We start from the raw sequence: 22,136 nt of genomic DNA on the forward strand, positions 1-22,136 counted from the left end.
GCCTCAGACCACCATCGACACCAGGGCGAGGGCCGGGGCGGTGACGATCCAGGCGTCGACGATGTCGAGGACGCCGCCCTGGACGGGGTGGATGGCGGGATAGTCCTTGACCCCCACCTGCCGCTTGATCGCCGACGCCGCGAGGTCGCCGGCGACCGTCGCCACCGGCGCGACGACGGCGACGAGCAGGGTGTGGACGAGCGACCAGCCCATCACCGCGATGCCGAGCACCGCGGTCACCGCGGTGACCGCGGCGAGACCGACGAGGAGGCCCTCCACCGTCTTGCGCGGGCTGAGACGCGGGAAGGCTGGGCGGCGGCCGAACAGCTTGCCGCCGAGGACGGCGGCGCTGTCCATCACCTCGACCAGCAGGAAGGCGACGAGCAGGATCGCCCCGCCGTCGGGCCGCGCCGCGACGCCGGCGAAGGCGGCGAGCGCGGCGAGCGGGAAGACCAGGAGCACGGCGGCGTCCTGGTAGGTCGCCGGCTTCGACATCCAGGTCACCGCCATGACCCCGACGACCAGGACGACGAAGCCGGCCGCCGCGCCGGTCGCGCCGGAGGAGAAGGCGAGGAGGGCGGCGACGGCGGCGAGGGTGGCCACCGTCAGCGGCGTGATCGGTTCGCCCGCCCCGCGAAAGAGGACCTTCGTCGCCTCCCAGCCGCAACGGGCGGCCAGCAGCGTGACACCGAGCGCCGTCACCGGCCCGCCGGGCACGACGAAGCCGAGCGCCACCGCGACGATGGCGACCTCGGAGATCAGTGCCGGCCACAGGGCGCGGGCCTTCTCGGCGGTCGCCGGCAGGAGCGACAGCACCCCGACGAGCGTCACCGCGACGGCGAGGAAGACGCCGACGAGAACGGCGAGGGCAATGGTTTCGCTCACGGTTTTCGCCTCGTGATCGATCGGGCGACGCGGTGCTGGTGCCAGCGCAGCGCCGGGCCGAGGAGGGAATGGAGCCGGGCGAGGAGCCCGAGCGTGACGCCGGGAGCGACGGTGAACCGACCGGCGGCGGCGGCCTCCAGCATGCCCTTCGCCACCGCGTCCGCCGTCCACAGGCCGGCGCCGGCGGTGATCGCCGCGGTGACGGCCGGCTTGGTGCGGCGCTCGGCGGCGAGCTGCGGCGTGTCGGTGTCGGGCGGGTAGGCGAGGGTGACGGAGATGCCGTGTTCGGCGAGCTCGACCCGGAGGACCTCGGCGAGGCCGCGCACCGCGAATTTCGACGGCGCATAGGCCGAATAGCCGTAGATGCCGAAGAGTCCGGCGCCGGAGGAGACGAGGACGATGCGGCCACGACCGGTCGCCCGCATCGACGGCACCACGGCGTGGACCGCGGCGAGCGTGCCGAGATAGTTGACCTCGATCTGGGCGCGATGGGCGTCGAGCGGCTGTTCGACGAAGAGTCCGGGTTCGGCGATGCCGGCGGAAGCGATCAGCCAGGCGACGGGGCCGTGTTCGGCGGTCACCTTCGCCACCGCTTCGGCCACCGCCGCCTCGTCCCGGACGTCGAGCGGGTGGGTGGAGACCCGGGCGCCGGGGACGGCGGCGCGGATCGCCTCGGCCGTCGCGTCGAGGAGATCGGGGCGGCGGGCGACGAGCGCGACGGGATGGCCGAGCCGGGCGAGGCGCAGCGCCGCCGCCGCGCCGATGCCGCTCGAACCACCGGTGACGACGGCCGGCCCCGTACGGGTGGCGGTGTCGTCGCGCCCCATGGCGTCAGCCCTCGGCGGCGCCTTTCGCGAAGGCGAGCATGTCGGCGAGACCGATCTCGTCGTCGACCTGCACCGGCGGGTGCTTGAACAGGAAGCTCGCCAGCGAGCCGAGATCGCCCGCGAGGCCGCGATCCTTGGCGATCTTGGCGAGGCGGATGCCGATCAGCGCCATCGCCGCCGCATTGGGCGAATCCTCGACCGAGACGCGCGCCTCGATGTTCATCGGCACGCCGCCGAACAGCCGGCCTTCGAGCCGCACATAGGCGATCTTGTTGTCGTTCAGCCACGGCACGTAGTCGGACGGGCCGATACGGATCTGCTGATCGTCGAGCCGCTCGACCATGGCGGTCTGCACCGCCTCGGTCTTCGACAGGCGCTTGGTCAGCAGCCGGTCGTGATCCATCATGTTGAGGAAGTCAGTGTTGCCGCCGACGTTCAGCTGATAGGTGCGGTCCATCTTGACGCCGCGCATGTCGAAGAGATGCGACAGGGTGCGGTGGACGATGGTGGCGCCCATCTGCGCCTTGAAGTCGTCGCCGAGCACCGGCACGCCGCCGGCCTTGAACTTCGCCGACCACTTCGGGTCGGAGGCGATCAGCACCGGGATGCCGTTGACCAGGGCGCAACCCGCCTCGATGGCGCAAGAGGCGTAGAATTCGACCGCCTCCTGCGACCCGACGGGCAGGAAGTTGATCATCACCTCGACCTCACGCTCGCGAAGGTGGGCGACGATCGCGGCGCGGTCGAGCGCCGGCGCGGTCGAGACGACGAACGAGCGCTCGGCCATCTGGTTGCGCATGAAGGCGGAGACGCCGTCGAGGTCGGGGCCGCGCTGCACCGTCACGCCGGCCTTCGGCACGTCGGGTTTGAAGATCGCGGTGCAGTTGGGCGCCTGGAAGATGGCTTCCGAGATGTCGAGACCGACCTTGCGGGCGTCGACGTCGAAGGCGGCGACGATCTCGATGTCTTCCGGACGCCATCCACCGAGGACGGGGAAGGGAACGCCGATCGCGGCCTCGCCCTCGGCGCGGCAGTAGGCGACGCCCTGGACGAGCGAACTCGCGCAATTTCCGAGACCGACGATGGCGGTGCGAATTTTCCGAGACATGTGATGCCCCTTGGCAGGTGTTCTTCGCGCAACGACGGACGACCGGATGTCGGCGGATCGAGATCCGCCCGCGGTTTCCGCCGGTCTTCCCGACGATGAGCCGCCCCACCGCCCCCTGGCGGCACGACCCGCCGGTTCAATAGCGCCGATGGCGTCGAGGGGAAAGCCGTCGGACGATGTTTCCTCGCCATCTCGGCCCGCCGAACCGCGGTTTCACCGGAAGTTCTCACCGGATGCGGGCCGGGCAGGGGGCGCGAGAGGCGGTCTTCGAGCCGCGCCGGCCGGCCGGAGAGCCCCACGGTCGGTCGATCACCGGGCGCGAGCGCAGCCGTCCGGCCTCGCCCGAGGCGGGTCGCGGTGCCCGTGACAAAAGGTCGCGCACCGATGCGCGGGCGCACTTGTCAATTGCCGTAATCGAGCCGAATGTCGTTGGCATCGTCGCTCCGTCTTCAGCCGAGATTCCGACCCGCGATGATCCGTTCGCCGAATTCGCCGCCGCTCGCGTCGCCGAGCCTCGACACACGTCTCCATCCGTCGCGCCGGTCCGTCCTCGGTCTGGCGCTCGCTGCGGTGTGGGGAGATGCTCTCGTCGGTCGGGCGCGGGCCGAGCCGCAGATCGTCCTGCCCGCCATGCACTCGGAGATCTCGACCTTCACCGAACTGCCGGTGGTGCGGCCGCAACACGTGCCGCAGGACGACGGGATGCTGTTCTACGTCCAGCATTCGATCAACGCCAACGTCATCGTCTACGCCGCCCGGCGGGGCGCCGACGGCGGCTTGGATCGGAAGAGCCCCATCGAGGTGTTCTGGCGGCGCTATGCCTCGAAGGGCCAGAAGCGCGACCTCAGCTTCTTCGAGCGTGTCTTCGCCTTCGGTGTCAACGCGCTGTCGTCGGGTGAGGGGCGCTGGTCGATCGGCCTGGTCAGTTGGCACGAGCGCGAGGGGACGCTCGACATGGGGCCGAACGGCAAGCCGCGGCTCCTCATTCCCGTCGACAAGCGGCCGATGCGGCCGGTCTACGTCTATGCCGAGGCGGTGAACGACGGCTTCATCCCGTCGATTCGTCACATCGACCTCTACGCCGCGATTGACGGCGAGAAGGGTTACGTGCGCGAACGCGTCCATTTCGGATGAGACCGAAGGGACGACGGCGTCCACGGCCTTCCTCCGCGCGACCAACCGGGGCGGGGCCGGTCGGTGTCGGCTCGCCGGGGTGTTTCACGACCTTTGCCGTGGAGACGTACGATCGCGAACTCGATCATCGGCGGCGACGGCGCCGCGGCTCGACCCGGCGAACTTCGCGGAGCCGTCGATCGGCGTCGCGGGATCCCCCGGTTCGCGTTTCGCCATCGCTACGACCGCGTCACGGCGCGGCGGATCGATCGGGCCGTAGTGGCGATCGAGAACCGCGCGGACGCGATCGCTCCAGGAGGCCGGGATGGTGTTGAAACACATCGTCCGCGGCGCGAACCACCGCAACAGGGCGAGGCGCATCCGCACAAGGGCGGCGGTCGCGCGGCTCTCCTCGACATGGGCGAAGGAGAGGAGCACCGTATCGAAGGTCCGCACCGTGCGCGGCGAACGATCGCGCAGTTCGAAACCGTTGACCAGCATCTGCCAGTTCGCTCCGAGTTCGTCGTTCCGGAATCGCAGGGCGACGACGCGGTCGAGGAACGCGCCGCATTCCCTCCAGACCGTCTCGCAGGTCGTCCGACGCATGACGTGGAACGAATGCTCGGCTCGAAAGACCCGCCGCAGCCCGTGATCGTAGAGCCGAAGTGCCGTCTGGCTCACGGTCCGCGAGTGCCCCTCGTGGAGGACGGCGCCCGTCCGAGCCCGCCATCGCGGTAGGAAGCGGCCGCGCAGCGACAGCTCGCCGTCGACGACGAAATGCTCGCGCGGCGTGTTGCGCCAGAACAGGAAATCGTCGTTGGCGTAGAGGAAGACCTCCGACAGGCCGGGAATGCGGTGCACGAAGGGTTCGATACTGCGGTTGGAAAAGGTCGGCAGGATGGCCGCCGGCATGATCTGCGGATGTTCGACGATGTGGATGCGCGGGTCGTCGAGATCGACGGGCGGACGTTGACCGGGGGCGACGACGATGTGGATGTCGCGGATCCACGGCGCGAAGCGGCGCACCGAACGGACCGAATAGGCGATCTCGCCGATCTGGCGGTAGCGTGCGTCGTCGCCCGTGAGATCGTCGCGTTCGCTGTGACCCGTCGACGCGCTCAGATGGCGGCGTTTCAGGGCGCGGAACTTCGGGTCCGCTCCGTCGACCCACAGATAGACCAGGTCGATCGGCGCGGTCGGCGATATGCGTTCGGTCGGAGCGTCGGACAGGGGCATCGGTTCGGCGGTCGGTTTCACCGCGTCTCCGATACCGATTCGATCGCAATCGACGGATCTTCGGTTCGGATCGGTGGTGCTTCGCGGCGTCGGCCATACGGCCTGCCGTGAGGTTGCCGGTCGGGCCTTCCGAATGCGACTGACGGAAAGGCCGGCTCCGGTTCGTCTTCGACGCGCGGGCGCGCTTCGAAGCCGTCGAATTTTTCATCATCCGGCCGGAAGAAGCAACCCTTTGGGGCAATGACATCGGTCGAGGGCCGGAGCCGGCGCGGACCGGGATCCGCCGAGAATCTGCTCGTCGTCGTCCCCGTCGTGGCTTCCGCGTCCATCGAACGCGGGATTTCGGCTCGCCTCGATCGCATCGAGCCTGTAAGAGAGCGGTCGCCCGCCGACGCACGATGTCGGCGGGACGGCCTGCGCGAGCCGCGGGCGCCACCGAGCGCACCGCGAAGGGGGTGCGCGGTTCGCCGAGGTGATCGATGTTCGGGAAGATGTTCTCCTTCCTGTGGAGGAACGCGCCGAAGGGAACGGCGATCCCGGTGATCGTGCTGGCGATCGTCACCGGACTGTCGCGCAACGCCCTTCTGCACGTCACCAACGCCTCCGCCTCCGACGTCGGTAAACCCGACTTCTTCGGTCACTGGTTGCCGGTGTTCCTGGTGACGCTCGTCGCCTACGCGGTGCTTCACCTGGTCTATCCAGTGATGGCGCAGTCGCTCGTCGCCCGCATGGCGGCATCGTTGCGCCGCCGGCTGACCCACAATCTCCTCGAGGCGACGCCGCTCTTCGTCCAGAGCCGCGAGCACGGCGGCCTCTACCACATCATCACCACCGACGTTCAGGTGGTCACCGCCATCTCCCGAACGGTGATCGAGTTCCTGCCGGCGGTGATCTTCCTGATGCTGGCGACGCCGCAGGTGCTGGCGCTGTCGCCGGCCGTCGGCGGCTTCGCGCTTCTGGTGATGATCGGCGGCGTCCTCGGCTACTACCTGCAGCGACGCGCCATCTCCGGGCTGACCCGCCTCATCCGATCGGTCGAGATCGACTATTTCGAGCGCGTCTCGGACATCATCGGCGGTTTCCGCGAACTGAAGCTGCATCGCCCGCGCCGCCAGGATCTCGACGACGAGATCGGCCGCACCGTGGACGAGATCCGCGACGTCACCATCCGCATGGAACAGCGCTACGCCGCCAGCGAGGTGGTGATGCAGTCGCTGAAGTTCGTGCTGGTCGGCGGCATCGTCTTCATCGTTCCCTTTCTCGGTGGCGGCGACAGCACGGTCGTCTTCCAGTTGCTGACGGTGGTTCTGTTCTCGCTCGGCCCGTTCGAATCGGTGATCAAACAGATCCCGGCTCTGCTGCGGGCGATGGTGTCGTTCCGTCGCATCGACGAGCTGGATCTCGAGCTGAAGCGCTTCGAAGCCGTCGAAGAGGTCGATCGGCCGCCGCCGGGTCCGTTCGAGCGGTTGGCGCTGGAGGGGGTGACCGCCCATTATCCGCGTAGCGACGGACCGGGTTTCGAACTCGGGCCGATCGACTTCGAGCTGCGGCGCGGCGAGATCGTTCTCGTCGTCGGCGACAACGGTTCGGGCAAGACCACCTTCCTCAACGTGCTGGCGGGCCTTCTCGACATCGACGGTGGCCGCCTCACGGTCGACGGCGTGCCGGTCGAGGATCGCGACATGGCCGCCTACCGCGACCGCTTCTCGGCGATCTTCACGGTCTTCCACCTGTTCTATCGGCTCTTCGGCCTGTCGCAGGTCGACCCCGAGCACGCTCGCGCTCTCCTGAAGCGGCTCCAGCTCGACGAGGTCACCGACTACGTCGACGGTCGGTTCACCCAGTTGAACCTCTCCTCGGGCCAGCGCCGGCGGTTGGCGCTGGCGGTGGTGCTGCTCGAGCGCCGCGACATCGTCGTCCTCGACGAGTTCATCGCCGATCAGGACCCGGGCAAGCGCGAGTTCTTCTTCCTCACCCTGCTGCCGGAGTTGAAGGCGGCGGGCAAGACCGTGGTGGTCACCACCCACGATCTCGCCTGGGTGCCGCACTGCGACCGGCTGGTGCGCTTCTCCGGCGGGCGCATCGTCGCGATCGAGCACCCGGCCGCCGACGAGGGTCTCCTCACGGACTGACCGGGCGGGCCGCGGTGGCGGCGAAGCCGAGATCGGCGACAGCGGCGGCGCGATCGCCGACGAGGAAGAACAGGCGCATGTCGCGACGGCCCGTCGCGCCCTCCGCCGGACGTTCGCGCAGCCGCGTCGCCACCGTCGCCCCGACGGCGATCGGCGCCATGAAGCGCATGTTGAGACGGACGAGCGTCGCGTCGGGACCGGCGTCGGCGAGGACCTCCGCCGCGGCGGCGAACAGGGCGCCGGGCAGGACCGGCCCGTCGAGGCCGAGCGCCCGGGCGTGATCGGCGTCGGTGTGGATCGGATTGACGTCACCGACGAGATGCAGCCAGCGTCCGACCGGATCGGCTCCGAGCGGCCGGGTCGTGGCGCGGCCGACGGTGTCGGGGCTCGCGGCCATCGGCAGACCGGTGGCGGCGGCGAGTTGCGTCGCCTCGATCGGCCGGATCGAGGTGCGGAGCGCCGCGACGGTCGCACCGGCGACATCGACCAGATCGGCCTCGATGCGGAAGGGCGCGACGTCGCTCACCGGCTCCCCGAAGCGGAAGCAGACCTCGACCGGCTCGCCGGCGACGAGCCGCCCGCTCGCCTCGATCGCCAGTTGTTCCTGCACCAGGACGCGGCCGGGGCGCGGCGCGAACAGCGCGTCGCGGCGACCGGCGTCGAGACGGGAGAACAGGAGCAGCGGCGCGGCGAAGGGTACGGCGGGGCCGGCGGCCGTCCCGGTGACGTCGGCGACGAGGCCCAGGAGCTCGGCGATCTCGGCCGCCGTCACGGCGATCGTCTCGCCCATCGCGGTCACCCGCGTCCGGGCAGCGTCACCACCAGCGACGCGTTGATGCCGCCGAAGGCGAAGGAATTCGACATGGCGGCGTCGGCGGCGAAGGGCCGCGCGACGTTCGGCACCGGTTCGAAGCCGAGTTTGGGGTCGACGCCGAGGAAGTTGATCGTCGGCGGCGCGATCTGGGCACGCAATGCCTCGACGGTGACGATGAACTCCAGCGCCCCGCCGGCGCCGAGCGCATGGCCGTGGATCGGCTTGGTCGAGGAGACCGCCAGACCGTCGAAGGCGTCGCCGAAGACGGTACGCAGGGCGTTGGTCTCGGTGAGGTCGTTGGCGATGGTGCCCGTCCCGTGGGCGTTGACGTAGCCGATGCGCGCGGGATCGACGCCGGAGGATTCTACCGCCTTACGGATGCAGGTGGTGGCGCCGGTCTGATCGGGCCTGAGCAGATCGCTGGCGTCGGCGTTGGTGGCGTAGCCGACGAGCTCGGCGAGAACCGTCGCGCCGCGCGCCGCGGCCGCCTCCATCGATTCGAGCACGACGACGCCGGCGCCCTCGCCGAGCACCATGCCGCTGCGCTCCCGCGAGAACGGTCGGCAGTGCGAGGTGGTCATGACGTGCAGCGCTTCCCAGGCGGTGAAGGCGCCGTCGATGAGGAGCGCCTCGGCGCCGCCCGCCAGACAGCGATCGACGATGCCGGCGCGGATCAGATCGGCGGCGAGGCCGATCGACTGGGTCGACGAGGAACAGGCGGTGGAGATGCAGAGCGTCGGCCCGGTCGCCTTGAACTCCATGGCGATCCAGGAGGCCGTCGAGTTGGCCATCAACTTGGGGATCGCCATGACGTCGCTGCGCGCCGCCGGGTCCTCGACGAATCGGATGTAGCCCTGCTCGATGGTCTCTGCACCGCCGAGGCCGGAGCCCACCACGATCGCACAACGCTCGCCGAAATCCTCCGGCCCGAGCCCGGCCCGGGCCACGGCCTCGCGCGCCGCGGCGACGCCGAGAATGGCGGTGCGATCCTGGAAGCGCGGCTTGGCGGTTTCGAGCAGCGGCGCGAAGTCGGCGTCGGCGATCCGCGCCATCTGCTTGACCTGCTGGCGAAGGATGCGCGGGAAGAGCACCTCGCGCACCGCCGAGCGGCCTTCGCGAGCGGCGTCCCACAGACGATCGGCGCCGAAACCGCAAGCCGTGACCGCACCCAGTCCGGTAATGGCGATCGGTTTCAAGAGGCCACCTGTTGCCGGCGATGCTCTTCGATGTGGGCGACGACGACGTCGAGCAGCGCACCGACCGTCTTGGCCTCGGTCAGGCTCTCGTCGACAGGAACGTAGACGCCGAACTTCTCCTCGATCGCCATGAGAATCATGACGAAATCGGCGGACTCGATGCCGAGGTCGGCGAGCTGGTCGTCGACGCCGATCGTGCGGTCCTTGACCATCCCTTCCTCGGCGACGATCGCCAGCAGGCTCCGGCGCAGATCCTCGCCCTTCTCGGACCCTTCGGCCATGTGCCACTCCCCGTCTCGTGCTTGTCGCACTGTTCACCCCGTTGTTTACGCCAATGTTTCGGCTCTGCAAAGAACGCAAGGCTACCGACCGCGATGGTGCGCGGCGCCGGCTGGCCCGACCCGGGAGCATTTCGCCGGGTCGCCGGGGCCGACGGTTCGGACCGGCGAAATAGCGGCTTCCGCGCATTGGTGGGGCCGCGAGCGCATGCTAGGAAGGCCCGCGATGCGGAGCGGACCGCCGGGCGCCCGCGGCAGCGGCGAACGGCCGCAAGCGGCGGGCATCCTCCGACGAAGGGGGCGAAGAGGTCGGATCTTGAAGAGCACGTCGGTCGTCGTCAGGTCGATCCTCTTTCACGTCGCCGCCCTCGCGGCGGTCGTTCTTCTCCTTCCGCTCACGCCCCTGCTCGTCTTCGACCGGCGCGTCTGGTCGCCGATCGTCGTCGCCTATCTCAGGGTGTTGGGCTGGCTCCTGAAGGTGATCTGCGGCGTCGATCACCGCATCGACGGGCTCGAGCATCTGCCGAAGGCGCCGTATCTGCTCGCCTCGCGACACGAATCCGCCTGGGAAGTGCTGTTCTACCCGCTGTTCTTCGACGATCCCGTGGCCTTCGCCAAACGCGAGATCTTCTCCTATCCGCTCGGTGGGCGGATCGCCCGGCGCGGCGGCCACATCTCGATCGACCGCAGCGGCGATCTCGCCGGGATTCGCGCCGCCTTCCAGAGCGCCCGCGACACGGTCGCCGCGGGGCGCAGCGTGTTGATCTTTCCTTCCGGCACCCGACACGTCGAGGGCCGTGACCGCATCCAGTCCGGGGTGGGCGCGCTCTACGACCTCCTCGGCGTGCCCTGCGTCCCGGTCGTTCTCGATTCCGGACGCTGCTGGCCGCCCGACAGCTGGCTGAAGTACCCCGGGACGATCCACGTCCGCATCGGCGAGCCGATCGCTCCGGGGATCGATCGCGTCGCCTTCACGGCCCTGCTCAAGGAGCGCCTCGGGCTCACCGAGCCGGCGAGCCCGGCCGCCGTCGCTGCCGAGCCGATACACGCACCACGATGACGCTCAGCTTCGGGCCTCGATCCGCCGGCCGGTGGCGGCGTCGAAGAGGTGGAGGTGTTCGCGCCGGGCGATGAAGCGGCGCGTCGTGCCCGGCGGCAGCAGCATCTTGCCGTGCTCGCGCGCCGTGAAGGACTGTCCGACGCCGCCGAGGCGACCGTGCAGATAGGTCTCCGCACCCACCGCCTCGACCGCGTCGATGGTGAGGTCGAGATCGACGTCGCCGGGGCGGTCGGTGATCGGCGGTTCGCCGTCGGCGGAGACGGCGAGATGTTCCGGCCGGATGCCGAGGAGCGCGCCCGCCGGCGGAACCGGGAGGGACTGGACGCCGTCGAGGCCGGGCGGCGGTGCGGCGCCGGGCGAAAGCTCGATCATGTTCATCGGCGGCGCGCCGATGAACTGGGCGACGAAAGTGGTCGCCGGCCGTTCGTAGAGCGTCAGCGGATCGCCGATCTGCTCGACCACGCCCTGATTCATGACCACCAGCATGTCGGCCAGCGTCATCGCCTCCAACTGGTCGTGGGTGACGTAGATCGCGGTCACGCCGAGCTGGCGCTGCAATTTCTTGATCTCCACCCGCATGGCGCCGCGCAGCTTGGCGTCGAGGTTCGACAGCGGTTCGTCGAAGAGGAAGACCTGCGGCTTGCGCACGATGGCGCGGCCCATGGCGACGCGCTGGCGCTGGCCGCCCGAGAGCTCGCGCGGCCGACGCTTCAGATAGGGCTCGAGTTCGAGGATGCGGGCAGCTTCGGCGACCCGCGCGGCGATCTCCGGCTCCGGCGTCTTCCGGTTCCTGAGGCCGTAGGCCATGTTGTCGTAGACGCTCATGTGCGGATAGAGCGCGTAGTTCTGGAACACCATGGCGATGTCGCGGTCCATCGGCTCGACCCGGTTGACCACCCGGTTGCCGATGCTGACTTCGCCCATGGTGATGGTCTCGAGCCCCGCGATCATCCGCAGAAGCGTCGACTTGCCGCAGCCGGACGGGCCGACGAGGACGCAGAAGCCACCGTCCGGCACCGCGAAGGTGATGTCCTTCACCGCCGGCACCGAGCCGGCGTAGATCTTGCCCACCGCTGACAGGGCGACTTCGGCCATCGGATCATTTCTCCGTTTCGGTGAGGCCCTTGACGAAGAGCTTCTGCATCAGGACCACCACCACGACAGGCGGCAGCATGGCGAGAATGGTCGTCGCCATGGCGAGCTGCCATTCGGTGAGGGCGTCGGTGACGTAGAGCATCTTCTGGATGCCGATCACGATCGTCTGCATGTCGTCGCTGGTGGTGATCAGCAGCGGCCAGAGATACTGGTTCCAGCCGTAGATGAACTGGATCACGAACATTGCTGCGATCGACGTCATCGACAGCGGCAACAGTGTGTCCTTGAAGAACATCCACGGCCCCGCGCCGTCGATCTTCGACGCCTCGAGCAATTCGTCCGGCACCGTCATGAAGAACTGGCGGAACAGCAACGTCGCGGTGGCCGAGGCGATGAGCGGGATGGTCAGGCCGGCGTAGGTGTTGAGCAGCCCGAGATCGGCGACGATCTTGTAGGTCGGATAGATGCGCACCTCGACCGGCAGCATCAGGGTGATGAAGATCACCCAGAAGGCCGTGTGGCGGAACGGAAAGCGGAAGTAGATGATCGCGAAGGCCGAGATCAGCGAGATGGCGATCTTGCCCGTGGAGATGATGAGGGCCATCACCAGGGAGTTGAACAGCGGAACGATCATCGGCTGTTTCGTCGATCTTTCCGTACCTTCGAAGAGAACTTTCCAGTAGTTCTCGAAGAGATGTCCCTCGGGGAGGAGCCCGAGCTGGCCGTTGGCGATGGTGGTCGGATCGGACGACGAGGCGACCAGCGCCAGATAGACCGGGAAGGCGACGATGGCGACGCCCAGGATCAGGATGGCGTGTGAGACGAGGTCGGCGAGGGGGCGGTTCTCGACCATCAGTAGTTGACCTTGCGCTCGATGAAGCGGAACTGGAAGGCGGTCAACCCGATGACGATCGCCATCAGGATCACCGACTGGGCGGCCGAGCCGCCGAGATCGCCGCCGGCGCGACCGTCGTTGAACACCTTGTAGACCAGCGTCGTCGTCGCTCCGGCCGGACCGCCGTTGGTGACTGCGTGGATGATGCCGAAGGTGTCGAAGAACACGTAGACGATGTTGACGGTGAGCAGATAGAAGGCCGTCGGCGACAGGAGCGGGAAGATGATCGTCCAGAAACGACGCATCGGTTGGGCGCCGTCGATGGCCGCCGCCTCGATCAGCGACTTCGGGATCGCCTGCAGCCCGGCCAGGAAGAACAGGAAGTTGTAGCTGATCTGCTTCCAGGCGGCGGCGAGGACGACGAGCGTCAGAGCGTCGCCGGAATTGAGATAGGGGTTCCAGTCGACGTCGAGCTCGTGCAGCCCGCGGGCGAGTGTGCCGAGCGACGGCTGGAACATGAACAGCCACAGGACGCCCGCCACCACCGGTGCGACCGCATAGGGCCAGATCAGCAGCGTCTTGTAGACGCCGGCGCCCTTGAGATTCTTGTCGGCCTGGACCGCGAGCAGAAGCGCGATGGAGAGCGCCAGCGCCGTCACCAGGATCGAGAAGACCGCGGTCACCGACATCGCCTGGTAGTAGGCGTGATCGGCGAACAGCAGCTGGTAGTTCTCGAACCAGACGAACTGGGTCGAGATGCCGAAGGCGTCCTGCAGCAGGAACGACTGGTACACCGCCTGAACGGCCGGCACGTAGAAGAAGATGATGGTGACGAGAAGCTGCGGCGCGAGGAGCGCATAGGGCAGCAGCCGGCCGGCGAAATACGAGCGCTTTTCCATGCGGCTGTCCGATCGGAGGGAAGAATGCCGAGCTTCACGCCGGCGGCGGTCCGGCAGCCACAGCCGCTTTCGCCGCGTCGGTCGTCGAGGCGGGAAAACGGGACGAACCGCGCATCACGGACGACGAACGGCGATCGGCCGAAGATCGCGTTCCGGCGGCGCCGCGACGGCGGTCGGTGGGATGCGGAGGCGGGGAGAGGACCCCGCCTCCGCGCCGCATCACTTCGCGGTGCGCTCGAACTGGCGCAGCATCTGATTGCCGCGTTCGGCGGCGGCGTCGAGGGCGGCCTGCACCGACTTCTTGCCGGTCAGAGCCTGCTCGATCTCCTCGGCCCAGACGTCGCGGATCTGCACCAGGTTGCCGAGGCGCAGGCCGCGCGAGTTCGTCGTCGGTTCCTTGTTGGTGATCTCCTTGATGGCGATCTCCGCCGCCGGGACCTTGTCGAAGAAGCCCTGCTTCTTGGAGTACTCGTAGGCCGCCGGGGTGATCGGCAGATAGCCGGTCTCCTGCGACCACCACGCCTGGACGGCGGGGCTCGACAGATAGGTCAGGAACTTGGCGACGCCCTTGTATTCGGCCGCCGGCTTGCCACCCATCACCCACAGCGAAGCGCCGCCGATGATCGAGTTCTGCGGCGCGCCGGCCACGTCCGGATAATAGGGCATCGGCCCGGCGGTGTAGTCGAACTTGGCGTTGGCCTTGACGTTGCCGTAGAAGGCCGACGAGGTCAGGAACAGCGGGCATTCACCCGAGGTGAAGCGGCCTTCGCCCTGGTTGGTGCGGCCGGCGTAGTCGAAGATCTTGTCCTTCTGGTACTTCACCAGATTTTCGAAATGCTTCACCACCGCGGGGCTCTTGTTGAACGTCAGCTCGGTGTCGAAGCCGTCGAGACCGTTCGCCTTGGTCGAGAGCTGCTGGTTGTGCCAAGCGGTGAAGTTCTCGAGATTGACCCAGGTGACCCAGGCGGTCGAGACGCCGCACTTGTCCCAGCCGGCCGCCTGGAGCTTGGCGGCGGCGTCGAAGGTCTCCGGCCAGGTGGCGGGGATCTTGTCGATGCCGGCCTTCTTCAGAGCGTCGCGGTTGACCCACATGACGACGGTCGAGGAGTTGAAGGGGAACGACAACATGTCGCCCTTCGAGGTCGAATAATAGCCGGTGACCGCCGGCAGATAGGATTTCGCGTCGAAGGGTTCGCCGGCTTCCTTCATCAGCTCGTGGACCGGCTTGATGGCGCCCTTGGCGGCCATCATCGTCGCGGTGCCGACTTCGAAGACCTGGAGGACGTGCGGCGCGCCGCCGGCGCGGAAGGCGGCGATGCCGGCGTTCATGGTGTCGGCGTAAGAGCCCTTGAAGGTCGGAACGACCTTGTATTCGCTCTGCGAGGCATTGAAATCATTGGCGATCTTGACGATGCGATCACCGTTGGCGCCGCTCATGGCGTGCCACCATTGGATCTCGACCTGGGCCGCGGCCTGGAGCGAGGTGGCGGTGAGAAGTGCGGTTCCGAAGAGAATAGGCTTCAACGATCCCATGATACCCTCCCTGGGCGGGCGACCTGCCGACATCCGGCGATGGAGCCGGCGTTATTATCTTGGTGTGAACGTCTCGTGACGGCACGTCATGCAAGACAATAGCCGGCGGCAGAACGAAATCAATCGCATGTACAAGAGGGCTGGGCCGCGGAACCATGGAGGCGCCGCCGACCGGACGGCGGATCCGTCATCCGGGCGGGCCGGAATCGCCGCCTGCCGCGGCGATCCGCTCGTGATGTCCGCCGCGCCGCCGACGGCGGTCGTCTCGGACGGCCGTCGTCTCCCACGCCGCCGCGGCACCGGCGCCTTGCGCGAATCGCGGGTCCGGTGCGGCGGTCGGGGCCGGCGTGCCGCGCCTCACCCGCCGATGTCGGCGAGGTCAAACGGCGTCGTCTGGTAGACCTGATTGATCCAGTTGGAGAACAGCAGGTGGGCGTGGCTGCGCCAGTGATTGCGCGGGTGCCGCGTCGGGTCGTCCTCGGGGAAGTAGTTGGCCGGAAGGGCGATTCGCTCGCCGCGTTCGATGTCGCGGAAATACTCCTGGGCGAGCGAATCCGAATCGTACTCGATGTGATTGAACATGTAGAGCGCGTGGTGGCGGATGTCCTCGACCAGACACAGGCCGACGCCGGGCGAGTCCATCAACACCTCGAGGCCGGGAATACCGGCGATGTCCTCGCGGCGAACCTCGGTCCAGCGCGACACCGGAATGGCGAAGTCGTCGGAGAAGCCGCGCAGATAGGGCGAGGCGGGAGCGAGATTGCGGTGGCTGTAGACGCCGAAGCACTTGCTCCCCAGCGCATGTTTCGGCACGCCGTGGAAGTGGTGGATCGCCGCCTGCGCCCCCCAGCAGATGTGGAACGAGGAATGGACGTGGGTCTGCGTCCAGTCGAAGATCTCGCAGAGCTCGTCCCAATAGGTGACCTCTTCGAAGGGCATCTTCTCGACCGGCGCCCCGGTGACGACGAAGCCGTCGAACTTCTCCGAGCTGACGTCCGACCACGGGCGATAGAAGGCGTCCATGTGATCCGACGACGTGTTGCGCGAGACGTGGTCCGTCATCTTGACGAGCGTCAGCTCGACCTGCAGCGGCGTCGCCCCGAGAAGGCGGGCGATCTGCGTCTCGGTACGGATCTTGTTGGGCATCAGATTGAGGAGCCCGATGCGCAGCGGACGAATGTCCTGTCGCACGGCGTCGGTCTCTCGCACGACCATGACGCCCTCGGCGAGAAGCGCCGCGAAAGCAGGGAGGTCGTCTGGGATCTTGATGGGCATCTCGGCTCGTCCTTCGGCGTCTCGACGCGTCGAGGTGAGCGAGGATGCGAACTCATGAGATGGCTGTCCCGTTGGTTGCCGGTCTGGCCACATCCTCCTCTTCCGAGGAGCGCCACCTTGCCGGGTTCAGCAGGTTGGCGTTGAGCGTCGCTCAACTCTCGATGCTGTCCTCGATGTACACGCGGCCGGGCGAATTGGCAACGAATTCTGTTTGCGGAGCGAATGGCGAAATCGTCACCGAAGCGAGCGGCGCAGACCCTGCCTCGACCGAGCCGGCGCGGTCACGTCTCGGCCGAGGCGGCCGTCGCCGCCTCTGCTCGCCGGGCGACCGCGAAAAGGGGCCGCCCCCCCTCGGGACCGGCCCCCCTCGCGCATTCCGCGTCGCGGCGTCACTTCGTCACGGCCGTCATCTTCGTGGTGAAGGGGTTGGCGTGGCAGGAGTTGCAGCCGACGTCGTAGTTGGCCGGCAGCGTGATCGTCGTCTCGCGGCCGACGCACAGAGCGCCCTTCTCGCATTTCAGGCCGGGACGGGCGATCGCGGTGCGGGCGAGCGGCGTTCCCTCACCCTTGGTGCCGTGGCAGGTGGCGCAGGAGGCCGTCCCCTTCGATTCCACGTGGTCGCCGTGTCGCGACACCCAGGCGGCGGAGTTGCCGTCGTTGCCGACCGGATGCAGGCCGTGCGGGCCGTTCAGGTTGGCGGCGAGGATGCCGGTGTGGCAGGTCGAGCATTCCATCACCTTGCCGGTGTGGCCCTGGAGCTGGACAGCGGCGACGTTGTCGTTGCCGGCCGGGTTGGTGGTCGGCCATTCGGCGTGGGTCGAGCCGTGGCAGCCTTCGCAGAAGACGCCGCCGTGCTTGTCGACGCTCATGCGATAGAGCTGCGGATTGCCCTTGGCGGCGCCGGCGGTGACGCGCGGTTCGGCGAAGCGCAGGTTGGTCGGCAGGATCGGCTTGGCGTGGCTGTCCGTCGTCAGATAGGCCTGCAACAGTCGGATCGCGTCGGGGGCGGCGACCGCGCCGGTCTTCTTGGCGAGGTTGGAGACCGCGTCGCCGGTGTGGCAGGAGCCGCAGCCCGGCTCGTTGGCCCACGGCACGCGCGGCGTCGAGGCGTTGGTGTAGTAGTCGGAGCGGACGATGAAGGCACCGCCCGGCTTGGCCCGCGAGAAGTCGTCGCCGACCTGCGCCATGTCGCCGTGGCAGTCCTGGCAGACGATGCCGGCGCCAGCCATGGTGCCGCGCAGACATTCGGTGCGCTTACCCGGATGGCACTTGTAGCAGGTCGCTTCGAGCGTCGTCTTCTCGAAGTCGTTGATCGGCTTGGTCGCCTGATCCTGCGTACGGCGCGGGTCGTTCGGCGGTGGCATGACCGGGAAGACCGGGGTGCCGTTGGCGTTCTTCAGCTTGCCGTGGGCGGTATGCATGACGCGCGACATCGTGCCGTGCGCCGTCTGGGTCAGGCCGTGAGCGTCCTGCGGACCGAGGTGCAAGAGGTCGAGCGCCGGCGTGTAGTGGCAGGTCTGGCAGGCGACCGGCTTGCCGGCGACGCCGGTGGTCGAATTGTAGCCGCTGTAGAGCTTCGTCCCGTGCATGGCGTCGTGGCTGCGCAGGATGTTGATGTCGGCGGCCCACTCCTCGCTCGCCCAGGCGATGACCTTACCCTTCTGCGGATCCATGGCGGGCGTGGCGGGCGACGAAAGGCGCTTCAAGGCGCTGCCGTCGCCGTAGGGGGCGGCGAGATGGCAGTTCTTGCAGTCGGATTCGCCGGCCACGGGCACCACGGTGTCGAGCGACGACACCACCTTGCCGGTGGCGTTGAGCTTCGCCTGGACTCGCATCAACGGATAGGCATTCTCGCGCCCGTTGTCGTCGAAGGGGGCGACCGGAATACCCTCGGCCGAGAACCACTTCACCTTGGGCGCGGTGTAGCCGAAGGGGAAGTACACGAACAGCGGGAAATCGGTCTCGAACGTCTTCACCGGTTGCGGGCGGTTCGCCCGGTAGGCGGCGACGGTGACCGAGGTCGGCGCTCCGCTGGTCGGGTCGGTGACGAAGGAGGTGACGCTCGGCATGGTCTGCTGGGTGATCACCACCTTGCCGTCGCCGAGATAGAGGCGCTCGACATCCGGCACCGGCAGGCCGACATCGACGCCCTTGGCCGGCAGCGTCGCGGGATAGAAGGCGGCCAGCGTTCCTGCGGGGTAGAACGGGGCGTAGGTCGCGAGCGCGGTCTGCCAGAAGTTCGTCTTGAAGACGCTGCCGTCGGCGGCGACGATCGGCGCCTTGGCGAGGGCCGGGTCGGCCGCCTGTCCGGAGGCGGAGTAGACAACGCTGGCGGTGTTGCGGTCGAGGATGGTCGGCTTGGTGCCGCGCTTCAGGACCTGGGCGTGGAGAACGTTGAACGGCGGCAGGATCGTGACGATACGGTCGTCGAGATCGCCGCAGTGCATGCCGAGGTCGTTGGCGGCGAGCAGCCGGTACCCGGCGTCGTTGGTGAAGGCCTGCAACGGCACCGGCGTCATGTTGCCCGCCGGTCGCGCTTTGCTGGTCGAGTTGATCGACGGTTCCGCGGCCGAAGCCGCGCCGACGATCGACAGGATCGCCACGGCGCAGGTCGCGACCGCGGCGGAGAAACTCGTTTTCCCGGTCATCTGTTCCTCCCGAGGGGCGGCCGCGAAATGTGATCCGTTCGCCCCATATTCAACACGAGATTCGTCGTTTCGTTCGTCGGATCGAGAAATCGGTGAAGAAATCGTCGACGACGAAAGATGAAATCACTCGAGTATCGCGACGTCCGAGCATCGAACGCGCTTGAAACACGTACTCCACTCGGCGGCTACGACGGCAAAACCAACCACCCGAGACGAGGTTCGTCGAACTTCGCCGTCGAACCGGCATCGTGACGATGCGATTCGCGCTGGTGAGACGATGACCGAGGTCGGCTGACGGGAAGCTGACAGGAACGAGCACGACGCGCCGGGCCGGTGCGTCCACGGAAATTCCGGGAGGAAGACTGGCGGCTTCGTCAGCGGGGCGTAAGTTCGAATGGTCTAAATCGAGTCAATTCGCGGATCGGGTGCGGCTCGATCGCCTCGATTCGGTGTTTCCGAGTTCCACCATGCCCGTCGTCGGTCGCTCACGTCTGTTCCTCTCCGTCCTCCTCGCCGCGGTCCTCGTGGCGTCGCCGGGGCTCGCCCGCGACGGCGGTGGCGAGAGTGGTGGTGGCCACGGCGGTGGCGAAAGCGGTGGCGGCCATGGCGGCGGCGAGAGCGGCGGCGGCCACGGTGGCGGCGGCTCGGATGGTGGCGGCTCCGGCTCGGGGTCCGGTGGCGGCGAGCACGGCGAAGGCGGCGGCAAGAGCGACGGCGGCGGCAAGGGCGAAGGTGGCGGTAGAGGCGACGGCGGCGGCAAGAGCGACGGCAGCGGCAAGAGCGACGACGGCAAGACCAGCACCGACACCGCCGTCGAGGGCGACGACGGCCGGTCGGGATCCCGGACGAGCGATCCCGAGAAGGGGAGAGCCGCGCCGGGCGGTCTCGCCGCATTTTCGGCGGAAGATGCCGCGGAAGCGCGGAAGGCTCTCGCCGAGGGGCGGATCATGCCGTTGAGCGACATCCTGGCGCTGGCCAACAGAACCGCGCCGGGGCGTGTTCTCGAGGTGGAACTGCACCACGGCTTTCTCGATTCCTGGACTTACGAAGTGACCATGCTCGGCAGGGACGGGCGCTATTCCGAAATCCTGATCGAGGCCCGCGAGGGGCGGTTGATCGACACGAGGAGGCGGTGATGCGGATCCTGATCGCCGAAGACGAGAAGGACATCGCCGAAGAGGTGGCGGCATGCCTCCGGGGCGCCGGCTACGTCACCGACATCGTCGGCGACGGCGAGACGGCGTGGTTCAAGGGAGAGACCGAAGACTACGACGGGATCGTCGTCGATCTCGGTCTGCCGCGCCTCGACGGGCTGTCGGTGGTGCGCAACCTGCGCCAGGCCGGCTGCCGATCGGCGATCGTGGTGCTGACGGCGCGCGGCGCCTGGATGGAACGGGTGGCCGGGATCGACGCCGGCGCCGACGACTATCTGCCCAAGCCGTTCCACGCCGAGGAGTTGATCGCCCGCCTCGGCGCGGTGCTGCGTCGCTCGCAGGGCCACACCACGCCGATGATCGAGATCGGCGGCCTCAGGCTCGACACGCGTGCCATGTCGCTGAGCCGTGCCGGCCGACCCATCGCTCTGACGCCCCTCGAGTATCGGGCGCTGCGCTATCTCGCCCACAACCGCGGCCGGGTCGTGTCGCAATTCGAGTTGTGCGAGCACGTCTGGGCCGGCAGCCAGGAGCCGGGCTCCAACACCTTGGAGGTATTGATCGCCCGCCTGCGGAAGAAGATCGGTTCCGACGTGATCCGGACCCAGCGCGGCCATGGCTACGTCATCGCCGCCTGACGCGCCCGGTGGGGACACGGGTCGCAGCTGGTCGCTGCGCCTGCGCGTGCTGGCGATCGCCGCGGCGACCCTGGTGGCGACCCTGACCATCGGCGGCTTCGCGCTCTCCGACATGTTCGAGAATTCGATCGAGCAGACGCTGGAACAGGATCTCGACGTCTATTGGAACGAACTGGCCTCCGCCTTCGCCCTCACCGACGGAACGAAGCCGTCGGTGGTCCGCGAAATGTCGGATCGGCGGTTCCACACCCCCTTCGCCGGCGCCTATTGGCGGATCGAAGAGAACGGAGAGGCGGTCCTCAGGTCGCGTTCGCTGTGGGACCAGGATCTCGTCGCCGACCTGCCGACGCATCTGTCGCCGCGCGGCCTGGCCCGCGAGGAGCACGGACCGGAGGGTCAGATCGTCTACGTCCTGCGTCGTCCGGTGACGCTCACCGGGAGCGAAGGCGAACGCGGGTTCACACTCGCCGTCGCGCTCGACACCCGCGACATGCAGGAACTGCGGGCGAAGTTCGGCAGCGACCTGACCAGCGCCCTCGGGCTGATCGGCCTCCTGCTGTTCGGCGGCGCCGCGGTGCAGGCGTCGTTCGGCTTCGCCCCGCTCGGGCTCCTCCGCCGTCGGCTGGCCGCCGTGCATGCGGGGACCGCGCGGCGCCTCGAGGGCGCCTTCCCCGAGGAGGTGGCGCCGCTCGCCGAAGACCTCAACGCCCTGCTCGGGCGGCAGGAAGATCTGGTTCGGCGGGCGCGGGCGCGGGCCGGCGATCTGGCGCACGGCTTCAAGACGCCGCTGACCATCCTGCAGGGCCTGGAACGCCGCCGTCGCGACGCCGGCGACACCGACAGCGCCGATCTCCTGCGCCAGCAGATCGAAGCGATGCGTGCCCATGTCGAACGCGAGTTGTCGCGCGCCCGGACCCACGGCGCCGCCGCCGGCGGCGGGACGCTGACCGACGCGCGCGCCACCGTCGATCGGTTGATCGCGCTCCTGTCACGGGCGCCGCGCGGCGGCGATCTGCTGTGGCTGAACGATCTGGCCGAAGAGCTGAAGCCGCGCATGGATGCCGACGACTTCGGCGAAGTGGTCGGCAATCTGCTCGACAACGCCCGCAAGGTGGCGCGCACCACGGTGCGGGTGAGCGCCGAGCGCATCGACGCGGAGCTGCGCATCGTCGTCGACGACGACGGGCCGGGGATCGCGCCGGAACGGGTTCCGGATCTCCTGACCCGTGGACACAGCGAGGACGTCACGGCGGAAGGCGCGGGCCTCGGCCTGTCGATCGTGTCCGACGTGCTCGCCGAATACGGCATGCGGCTCGATCTCGATCGCTCGCCGCTCGGCGGCTGTCGCGCCAGTTTCGGGCCGATCGAGGCGGTGCTGCGGCGCGGCTGACGCGGCTCCTGGTTGGGCCT

Annotated in this window: 19 protein-coding genes and 1 riboswitch; of the genes, 6 read left to right on the plus strand and 13 right to left on the minus strand. The window is 68.3% G+C overall.

The window, feature by feature from the left end; translation table 11 throughout:
* Positions 1 to 3: 3 nt before the first annotated feature.
* From V7Q42_RS03485 to V7Q42_RS03495, 3 genes are read right to left on the minus strand one after another with little or no spacing between them, the layout of a single operon-like run.
* A complete protein-coding gene (locus tag V7Q42_RS03485; RefSeq protein WP_333822492.1) occupies positions 4 to 885 on the minus strand; it encodes a phosphatidate cytidylyltransferase in 882 nt (293 codons plus the stop codon).
* A complete protein-coding gene (locus V7Q42_RS03490; RefSeq protein WP_333822494.1) occupies positions 882 to 1,712 on the minus strand; it encodes an SDR family oxidoreductase in 831 nt (276 codons plus the stop codon). Before V7Q42_RS03490 ends, V7Q42_RS03485 begins: the two co-directional genes overlap by 4 nt.
* 4 nt (positions 1,713 to 1,716) lie before the next feature.
* On the minus strand, positions 1,717 to 2,820 hold the full coding sequence (locus tag V7Q42_RS03495) for an inositol-3-phosphate synthase (RefSeq protein WP_333822495.1): 1,104 nt from the start codon (positions 2,818 to 2,820) through the stop codon (positions 1,717 to 1,719).
* A gap of 471 nt (positions 2,821 to 3,291) precedes the next feature.
* Between V7Q42_RS03495 and V7Q42_RS03500 the strand changes: the two genes are divergently transcribed.
* Positions 3,292 to 3,954, plus strand: coding sequence for a DUF4833 domain-containing protein (locus V7Q42_RS03500; protein ID WP_333822497.1), 663 nt, complete (start codon positions 3,292 to 3,294; stop codon positions 3,952 to 3,954).
* An 84-nt stretch (positions 3,955 to 4,038) separates the two neighbouring features.
* Here V7Q42_RS03500 and V7Q42_RS03505 read toward each other — a convergent pair whose 3' ends face one another.
* The gene (locus tag V7Q42_RS03505) at positions 4,039 to 5,190 is read right to left on the minus strand and encodes a stealth family protein (protein WP_333822498.1); all 1,152 of its coding nucleotides are present in this window, start codon (positions 5,188 to 5,190) and stop codon (positions 4,039 to 4,041) included.
* A 458-nt stretch (positions 5,191 to 5,648) separates the two neighbouring features.
* Between V7Q42_RS03505 and V7Q42_RS03510 the strand changes: the two genes are divergently transcribed.
* Entirely contained in the window at positions 5,649 to 7,301 is a 1,653-nt protein-coding gene (locus V7Q42_RS03510; protein ID WP_333822499.1) for an ATP-binding cassette domain-containing protein, read from the plus strand.
* On the opposite strand, the gene V7Q42_RS03515 is transcribed toward V7Q42_RS03510, so the two are convergent.
* Genes V7Q42_RS03515 through V7Q42_RS03525 form a run of 3 tightly spaced genes read right to left on the minus strand, consistent with a single transcriptional unit; the run spans position 7,291 to position 9,592 of the window.
* Positions 7,291 to 8,091 (minus strand): MaoC family dehydratase, encoded by an 801-nt coding sequence (locus V7Q42_RS03515; RefSeq protein ID WP_333822500.1) that lies wholly within the window; start codon positions 8,089 to 8,091, stop codon positions 7,291 to 7,293. The genes V7Q42_RS03510 and V7Q42_RS03515 overlap by 11 nt on opposite strands.
* Positions 8,092 to 8,096: 5 nt before the next feature.
* Positions 8,097 to 9,311, minus strand: coding sequence for a beta-ketoacyl-[acyl-carrier-protein] synthase family protein (locus V7Q42_RS03520; RefSeq protein ID WP_333822501.1), 1,215 nt, complete (start codon positions 9,309 to 9,311; stop codon positions 8,097 to 8,099).
* Complete coding sequence (locus V7Q42_RS03525) at positions 9,308 to 9,592, minus strand: acyl carrier protein (protein ID WP_333822502.1); 285 nt, start codon at positions 9,590 to 9,592, stop codon at positions 9,308 to 9,310. Before V7Q42_RS03525 ends, V7Q42_RS03520 begins: the two co-directional genes overlap by 4 nt.
* A 313-nt stretch (positions 9,593 to 9,905) precedes the next feature.
* On the opposite strand from V7Q42_RS03525, the gene V7Q42_RS03530 reads away from it, so the two are divergent.
* Positions 9,906 to 10,649 carry a lysophospholipid acyltransferase family protein gene (locus V7Q42_RS03530; RefSeq protein WP_333822504.1) on the plus strand — a complete coding sequence of 248 codons (744 nt, stop codon included), beginning with the start codon at positions 9,906 to 9,908 and terminating at the stop codon, positions 10,647 to 10,649.
* 3 nt (positions 10,650 to 10,652) lie between these two features.
* Here the strand turns inward: V7Q42_RS03530 and ugpC are convergent, their stop codons facing one another.
* From ugpC to V7Q42_RS03560, 6 genes are all read right to left on the minus strand, one after another.
* Complete coding sequence (ugpC, locus tag V7Q42_RS03535; protein WP_333822505.1) at positions 10,653 to 11,744, minus strand: sn-glycerol-3-phosphate ABC transporter ATP-binding protein UgpC; 1,092 nt, start codon at positions 11,742 to 11,744, stop codon at positions 10,653 to 10,655.
* A gap of 4 nt (positions 11,745 to 11,748) precedes the next feature.
* Complete coding sequence (gene ugpE, locus V7Q42_RS03540) at positions 11,749 to 12,597, minus strand: sn-glycerol-3-phosphate ABC transporter permease UgpE (protein ID WP_333822506.1); 849 nt, start codon at positions 12,595 to 12,597, stop codon at positions 11,749 to 11,751.
* A complete protein-coding gene (gene ugpA, locus V7Q42_RS03545) occupies positions 12,597 to 13,478 on the minus strand; it encodes a sn-glycerol-3-phosphate ABC transporter permease UgpA (RefSeq protein ID WP_333822507.1) in 882 nt (293 codons plus the stop codon). Before ugpA ends, ugpE begins: the two co-directional genes overlap by 1 nt.
* A gap of 219 nt (positions 13,479 to 13,697) precedes the next feature.
* Positions 13,698 to 15,011 (minus strand): sn-glycerol-3-phosphate ABC transporter substrate-binding protein UgpB, encoded by a 1,314-nt coding sequence (ugpB, locus tag V7Q42_RS03550; RefSeq protein WP_333822508.1) that lies wholly within the window; start codon positions 15,009 to 15,011, stop codon positions 13,698 to 13,700.
* A 357-nt stretch (positions 15,012 to 15,368) separates the two neighbouring features.
* A complete protein-coding gene (gene metA / locus V7Q42_RS03555) occupies positions 15,369 to 16,286 on the minus strand; it encodes a homoserine O-acetyltransferase MetA (protein WP_333822509.1) in 918 nt (305 codons plus the stop codon).
* Positions 16,287 to 16,347: 61 nt separating this feature from the next.
* Positions 16,348 to 16,456, minus strand: a riboswitch (SAM-I-IV-variant riboswitch).
* Positions 16,457 to 16,675: 219 nt separating this feature from the next.
* On the minus strand, positions 16,676 to 18,934 hold the full coding sequence (locus V7Q42_RS03560; RefSeq protein WP_333822510.1) for a hypothetical protein: 2,259 nt from the start codon (positions 18,932 to 18,934) through the stop codon (positions 16,676 to 16,678).
* Between the two features lie 467 nt (positions 18,935 to 19,401).
* Between V7Q42_RS03560 and V7Q42_RS03565 the strand changes: the two genes are divergently transcribed.
* The 3 genes from V7Q42_RS03565 to V7Q42_RS03575 are packed head-to-tail and all read left to right on the plus strand — an operon-like array spanning position 19,402 to position 22,116.
* Complete coding sequence (locus tag V7Q42_RS03565) at positions 19,402 to 20,070, plus strand: PepSY domain-containing protein (protein ID WP_333822511.1); 669 nt, start codon at positions 19,402 to 19,404, stop codon at positions 20,068 to 20,070.
* A complete protein-coding gene (locus tag V7Q42_RS03570; protein WP_333822512.1) occupies positions 20,070 to 20,726 on the plus strand; it encodes a response regulator transcription factor in 657 nt (218 codons plus the stop codon). Before V7Q42_RS03565 ends, V7Q42_RS03570 begins: the two co-directional genes overlap by 1 nt.
* Positions 20,704 to 22,116: a HAMP domain-containing sensor histidine kinase gene (locus V7Q42_RS03575; protein ID WP_333822513.1), complete on the plus strand. Its 1,413-nt coding sequence runs from the start codon at positions 20,704 to 20,706 to the stop codon at positions 22,114 to 22,116. Before V7Q42_RS03570 ends, V7Q42_RS03575 begins: the two co-directional genes overlap by 23 nt.
* The last annotated feature ends 20 nt before the right edge of the window (positions 22,117 to 22,136 follow it).

It is taken from the genome of Pinisolibacter sp., from assembly GCF_036782435.1.
Lineage (GTDB): Bacteria > Pseudomonadota > Alphaproteobacteria > Rhizobiales > Ancalomicrobiaceae > CALBKH01.